Annotated in this window: 6 protein-coding genes; 2 read left to right on the forward strand and 4 right to left on the reverse strand. The window is 36.1% G+C overall.

What is annotated here, in order from left to right; all coding sequences use genetic code 11:
* Positions 1 to 165 precede the first annotated feature (165 nt).
* Positions 166 to 1,857 (forward strand): methyl-accepting chemotaxis protein, encoded by a 1,692-nt coding sequence (locus COL05_RS29390; protein ID WP_098671171.1) that lies wholly within the window; start codon positions 166 to 168, stop codon positions 1,855 to 1,857.
* 118 nt (positions 1,858 to 1,975) lie between these two features.
* Positions 1,976 to 2,293, forward strand: coding sequence for a metal-sulfur cluster assembly factor (locus tag COL05_RS29395; protein WP_000082521.1), 318 nt, complete (start codon positions 1,976 to 1,978; stop codon positions 2,291 to 2,293).
* Between the two features lie 110 nt (positions 2,294 to 2,403).
* Here COL05_RS29395 and nprB read toward each other — a convergent pair whose 3' ends face one another.
* From nprB to COL05_RS29415, 4 genes are all read right to left on the reverse strand, one after another.
* Entirely contained in the window at positions 2,404 to 4,053 is a 1,650-nt protein-coding gene (gene nprB, locus COL05_RS29400; protein WP_142337723.1) for a neutral protease NprB, read from the reverse strand.
* A gap of 156 nt (positions 4,054 to 4,209) precedes the next feature.
* Positions 4,210 to 4,908, reverse strand: coding sequence for a pirin family protein (locus COL05_RS29405; RefSeq protein WP_098671172.1), 699 nt, complete (start codon positions 4,906 to 4,908; stop codon positions 4,210 to 4,212).
* A gap of 48 nt (positions 4,909 to 4,956) precedes the next feature.
* Entirely contained in the window at positions 4,957 to 5,367 is a 411-nt protein-coding gene (locus COL05_RS29410; protein ID WP_098671173.1) for a MarR family winged helix-turn-helix transcriptional regulator, read from the reverse strand.
* Between the two features lie 111 nt (positions 5,368 to 5,478).
* Complete coding sequence (locus COL05_RS29415) at positions 5,479 to 5,913, reverse strand: DUF3920 family protein (RefSeq protein ID WP_098671174.1); 435 nt, start codon at positions 5,911 to 5,913, stop codon at positions 5,479 to 5,481.
* Positions 5,914 to 6,085: the final 172 nt, after the last annotated feature.

Below are 6,085 nucleotides of genomic sequence, written 5' to 3' on the forward strand. Positions count from 1 at the left end.
TCTCTCTTTTTTCACTTTAAAATATCTCTTTCTATCTCTCATTCCGTCTGCTATAATTCCTAAAGGAAAGAAGAAAGCTTTATTCCAGATGGAGTAAAGCTTTCTTTCAATTTTTTACATTAATTAATTCTAATACTATGATTTCACAAAGGAGGCTTTTATCATATGAGTTTTATTAGCATTCGAAAAAAACTAATGTTCATGATGGGAACGATTTGCGCTTTATTTGGCATCGCCTTAGCTTTTATTTTATTTTTTGCTATTGATCAATCTCGTCAAGCTGAAGCATTACAAAAAGAGATTTCTCCCCTTGCAACACAATTAAAAGAGCGCGGGGATGCTTATCAAGTACAGCTCTCTGCTTTAAGAGGGTATTTATTACAACATGACCAAGTTGAATTTGATAAGTTTAATTCGATGAGTAAAGAGCTTGAGAATACAAAAGATAAGCTTCTTTCTAATCCAAATGTTTCTGAGTCCATGAAAAATACAATGGAATCAGGATCCACTTGGAGAAAATTTATTGAAGAAAAAGTTTTCCCTCTCGCAAAAGAACAAAAGTGGGACGAGGCCCTGCAAGTAGCTTATGCAGAAAATGGTACTGTTTATAAAGTAATTGGTGACTTCACAAATTATAGTAATGAACAAGCTAAGTTACGTGATCAATCTATCAAAAAAATTGATCAATCTTCACTACAAATTGAATATGTTGTCTTCTTATCACTTGTTATTTGTATTATCGTAGCTATCGCTCTTGCATGGTGGTTCTCTGGTAAACTTGTAAAACCAATTCAACAAATTGATAGTAAACTAAAAGAATTATCATCTCAAGAAGGTGACTTAACAGCCCGCCTACAAGTAAATAGTAATGATGAAATTGGAACAATCGCAACATCATTTAATAAAATGTTAGAAAACCTACAACATATCATCAATCGTGTTCAAAAAACATCTGTGGAAGTACAAAACGCTTCTGAAAATATGCTAGAAAAAACGAATATATCACGTGAGGCGACAATAAAAGTTCAAAGCTCGATGTCTAGCTTAAATGCAAGTATTCAATCGCAATCTGCTAGCATGGAAGAAAGCTCCACTGCAATGGACGATATGACAGTAAGTGTTCAGCGCATTGCTGAATCTGCTTCATCTGTAACTGAACTTGCTGTAGCTACATCTGAACAAGCTAACGATGGAAGTACTGTTATTCAAAAATCTGTTTCACAAATGACAATGATACACGACGCGGTAAATGCTACATCAGAAGTGGTCGAACGTCTAATCACTCATACAAAATACATTGATACAGCTGTACAATCTATTTCTAATATCGCAGAACAAACAAACTTACTTGCTTTAAACGCCTCTATTGAAGCAGCTCGTGCTGGCGAACAAGGAAAAGGTTTCGCCGTCGTAGCTGACGAAGTTCGAAAACTTGCTGAACAATCTAAAACAGCGGCAACAGATATTAACCAGCTACTACATCAAATTCAACAAGACACCGAAACTGCTAACTCTATGATGTCACAAGGCCGTTCGGAAGCATCTGAAGGCATTCATGTTATTCGTGAAGCTGGCAATTCTTTCACAACAATTGTAGAACAAGTAAATAAAGTCTCTACTCAAATGCAAGACATCTCAGCAACTGCTGAAGAAATGGCTGCAAGTGCTGAAGAAATGAACGCTTCACTGAATAACATCGCTTCTATTTCAACTGAAGTATCTAGTGAAACAGCGGCAACAGCACAATCTGCTGAGAAAAAAGTCATTACGATGAATGAAATGACACAAACTGCTAAACAAATGAAACAAACAGTTGAAGAATTAGATCAACTTGTATCTCATTTTAAAACTGAATAGACATTCCAAAAATATCCCTCTTCCAAGAGGGATATTTTTTTGAGCTCATTTCCTGCACTTTATACATATATCCGTTATAATGAGAATCGATATCATTAATATGTAGGGGGTGCTACACATGTCACAACAAGCATTTGAAGAAAAGTTATATGCGAACTTAGAAGCTGTTATTGACCCTGAACTCGGTGTTGATATTATCAATCTTGGATTAGTTTATGACGTTACGGCAGATGAAAATAATAATGCTGTCATTACGATGACGATGACTTCGATCGGTTGCCCAATGGCTGGGCAAATTGTATCAGACGTTAAAAAAGTATTATCAACGAACGTACCTGAAGTCAATGAAATAGAAGTAAATGTCGTTTGGAATCCGCCCTGGTCTAAAGAACGTATGTCACGTATGGCGAAAATCGCATTAGGTATTCGTGACTAAATAAAGTGAAACTTTANNTTGCTTTCGCTGCATTTTGAGGTGGGGGTCTTACTGCCCATTAAAGTGGGATAAAGAAAGACCTGACATCCTAGTCAGGTCTTTTTCTCTTATTATTTTACGCCTACTGCATCATAAGCTTTCGTTACAGCTTGTACAGCTTTAGAGTTTTTACCATATAAGTCTTCAGCTGACTGAAGTGCCGCTTGACGCATCATCTTAAAGTCAGAGTTTGCAGTTAAATATTTCGTAAGAGCACGGTAATAAATTTTTTCTGTCGCTTCACGGCCTACTCCTGTTACTTTCACGCCGTAATGCTCGCCGCCTTCAGATACTAAGTATGCAGCTTTATTGTTAATACTGCTGTTAATATGAACGCCGCCATTATCAGCTGTTCCAGTGTAGCGTTTATTGTAGTGATCTGGGTAACCTTCACCTGGTTTTAATGGATTTGGAATAGATGCTGGGTCCTTCAGAGATCGAAGTGCATCACCAGGTTTATCAGGTGTATAAATATCAGCACCTAAATCCCAGCTCTTCTTCTCAACCATGACACCCATAATATCAGATAATGATTCATTTAACGCCCCTGATTCATTTTTATAAACAAGATTTGCTGTATGTTCCGTTACAGCATGTGTTAATTCGTGACCGATAACATCTAGTCCAGCAGATAATGGAATAAATGTTTTACCATCGCCATCACCATACATCATTTGCACACCGTTCCAAGCTGCGTTATTCCAGCTTTCTCCAACGTGAACAGTAGAAATAAGCTTCGCGCCTTTATCATCGAAAGAGTTACGATTAAATGTCTTTTTGTAGTAATCATATACTTTTCCTGCATTTACATGCGCATCAACTGCAGCTTTATCTTCGAAGAACTTAGATTTACTTTCAACTTCTTCTCCTGTATATCCAAGCCATTGTGAGAATAAATTAAACAAGTTTTCATCCATATTTTCTGCATCAAACGTATGGATACCTTGTCCTCGTTTACCATCAAATAAGTTGAATGCTCCTGTTTTCTCATCTTGAGCAATTTCAAATGATTGTCTAGCACCTAATACCCCGTAACCGAATCCTGTAATGTGATCTACAGCATTATATTTCTCAATTACATTTCCATTTGTCGCATCAACAAAATAATGCCAATACCCTGGAGCTGGCTTTGAAATCGATGCTTTCACTAAGTATGCAAGATAGTAATTCCCATCCTTTTCATACACATATAAATCTTTTTTTACACCGTCATAATTCTTTACTTTACCAACTTCTTTTTCAATATCTGCCTTTGCAATTGTTTCTGCTTGCTCTGCGCTAATATTTGCAAACGCAGGAAGATTTTTATCCTCTAAATTCGGAATCACTTGTCCGAAGAATGCTTTTACATTATTCTCTTTATCTAGTGTAACTGTTTGATCTGAACCATACACAGGAATGTTATTATGTTTCTCAACTAGCTTCACGTGTGTTGTGCCGGATTCAGCATCTTTTTCTTCCCCAACGACATTGAAATGCTTTTCAATATTTCCTGCTAATTTGAACATTTCTTTCTTACTCTCTAAATATTGAAAGACTGTTTCTTTTTTATCTAGCCCTTCCGGTGCTTTCCATTCTTCACCTATGTATGCAGGTGTTTTAAACTCTTGATGATATTGAATGTTTTGTTCTTCCGCTTTCGTTGTCGTTGCTCCAAATGTTCCAAATCCCCCGGCGATAACAGTTAAGGCTAATGCTGATGAAATGACTTTCTTTTTCACTATAACATTCCCCATTCCCATAAAGATTTTTGACACTTTTATACAATTCTTGTTTTTCAAGGTGATACCTTTAATGGAAATTTGAGAAAGTTTTTTCTGACAATTCCACTCAAAAAAAGAGGACATCTTTCGGATGTCCTCTTTTCTATAAACTTTTTATTGTTTTTTCAATTCAATTGCTAAATAATGAGATTGCTCTTTCGCTTCAATATGAATATCTTCTTCCACCGCTTCTGCTGCATCACGCATAACAAGATTTTCACCATTGATTACACTACTTCCTTCAATTTGTACAAGATACAATTGACGGCCTTCTTTCACAGGAAAACGAATTTCTTTTCCAGCATCTAACGATAAAGCATATAAATTCGCATCTTGATGAATTTGAATTGGTGCCTCTCCTTCTAATGGAGATACCATATGAAACCATTCGTTTTCACGTTTGCTCCAATCAAATTTAAACTCACCATAGTTTGGTTTATGATCCGCACGGTCTGGTAAAATCCAAATTTGTAGTAAACGTAATGTTTCATTTCCTAAATTATGCTCACTATGAAATACACCTGTGCCAGCACTCATATATTGAACATGTCCTCGCTCAATTGTTCCGCGGTTCCCCATGCTATCCTCATGTGTTAAAGCACCATCTACAACGTACGAAATGATTTCCATATCACGGTGCGGATGCATATCAAAACCAGTTTGTGCTGCTACTAGGTCATCGTTAATTACACGTAATGCACCGAAGTTCATGTTATTGGGATTATAATAATTCGCAAATGAAAAATGAAAATGTGTATTTAGCCAACCGTGATTTGCTCTTCCCATATTTTTATGATCAACTTTTCTAAACATACCCTTCACCTCATATTATCTCGAATTCAAGATTTATTTTAAAATTTTTTACTGTAACTTTTTTAGTAATTGTAATAATTGATGTTGTTCTTCTACATTTAAATTTTGAAACTGCTCCGCTTGGAATGTTTCTTGAGGCGGGACGATTTCTTCATATAAACCCTTTCCCTTTTCAGTTAACGAAATATATTTTGTAGTACCTTCTTGTTCACGACGAATCCACTCCAGCTGCTCCATTTTATTTAAAAGCTGTGTGATATTTCCCTTCGTAACAAACAGCTTATTTCCAAGCTCTTGCTGCGTTAAACGGACATGCCCTCCAACTTGAGCTAGTACATCAAACTGAGCGGCAGATACATTCCATTCTTTCAAATGCTGATTCGTCTCACGAATACTTTTGTTATAAAAACGTGATAAACGAAACCATAATAGTAATCCGAGCCTATCTTCTGTTTTCATTTCATCACCTCGCTCGTTTCATACCATTAGTTTAGAACTAAACTTTATAAAAGTCAATCACTTACTTTTAGTAATCAATAAAAAAGCACAGCGCTATTTCTCCACTATGCTTTACATTAACTTTCTATTTTTATATTCATCTAGCTTCCTCTCCGCGAACTTCCTCGCATCTTTCTCAATCCATCTATCTTCGTACAATTCACTTCCAACATACAATATATCTCTCTTATGTTGCATCGCATGGCGAAATTCATGCAGTAGTGTTTTGAGCACTTGCTCATACTCTTCCCACATACAAACAAAAATTAATTGTTTTTCTTTATGATAAAAACCACCTACTGGGAATAAAAATTCCTCTTCTTCTTCTCCTAACGATAGAAGGACATGATTCGCATCACACGTATCACAAAAAATAACTGGCGTTTTACATACTTCAATCAGCGAAAACAAATCATCTCTAAGCCTTTTGACATCCCAAGGAAGCTCCGAATCCAACACATACCAATTCTCCACCTGTTGATATACATTTTGAAACTGGAGTTCCATTTCTCTTTATTCCCCTTTCCAAGCACCCTTTTTCTATATGTATGCCACAATATGGTAAATATTAAACGTATTCTTTCATCCTTGAAAAAATTCCAATAAAGTGAAACTTTAATCAGTGGGGGGTTTGTCCATCCCCCACTGATTATTAGTTGAACAAATAGGGATTTTACAG

Source organism: Bacillus sp. AFS059628, from assembly GCF_002571225.1.
GTDB lineage: Bacteria > Bacillota > Bacilli > Bacillales > Bacillaceae_G > Bacillus_A.

Coding starts and splice junctions, on each gene's coding strand:
- COL05_RS29415 (WP_098671174.1), bottom strand. CDS start 5,913: ATGGAACTCCAGTTTCAAAATGTATATCAACAGGTGGAGAATTGGTAT.
- COL05_RS29410 (WP_098671173.1), bottom strand. CDS start 5,367: ATGAAAACAGAAGATAGGCTCGGATTACTATTATGGTTTCGTTTATCA.
- COL05_RS29395 (WP_000082521.1), top strand. CDS start 1,976: ATGTCACAACAAGCATTTGAAGAAAAGTTATATGCGAACTTAGAAGCT.
- COL05_RS29405 (WP_098671172.1), bottom strand. CDS start 4,908: ATGTTTAGAAAAGTTGATCATAAAAATATGGGAAGAGCAAATCACGGT.
- COL05_RS29390 (WP_098671171.1), top strand. CDS start 166: ATGAGTTTTATTAGCATTCGAAAAAAACTAATGTTCATGATGGGAACG.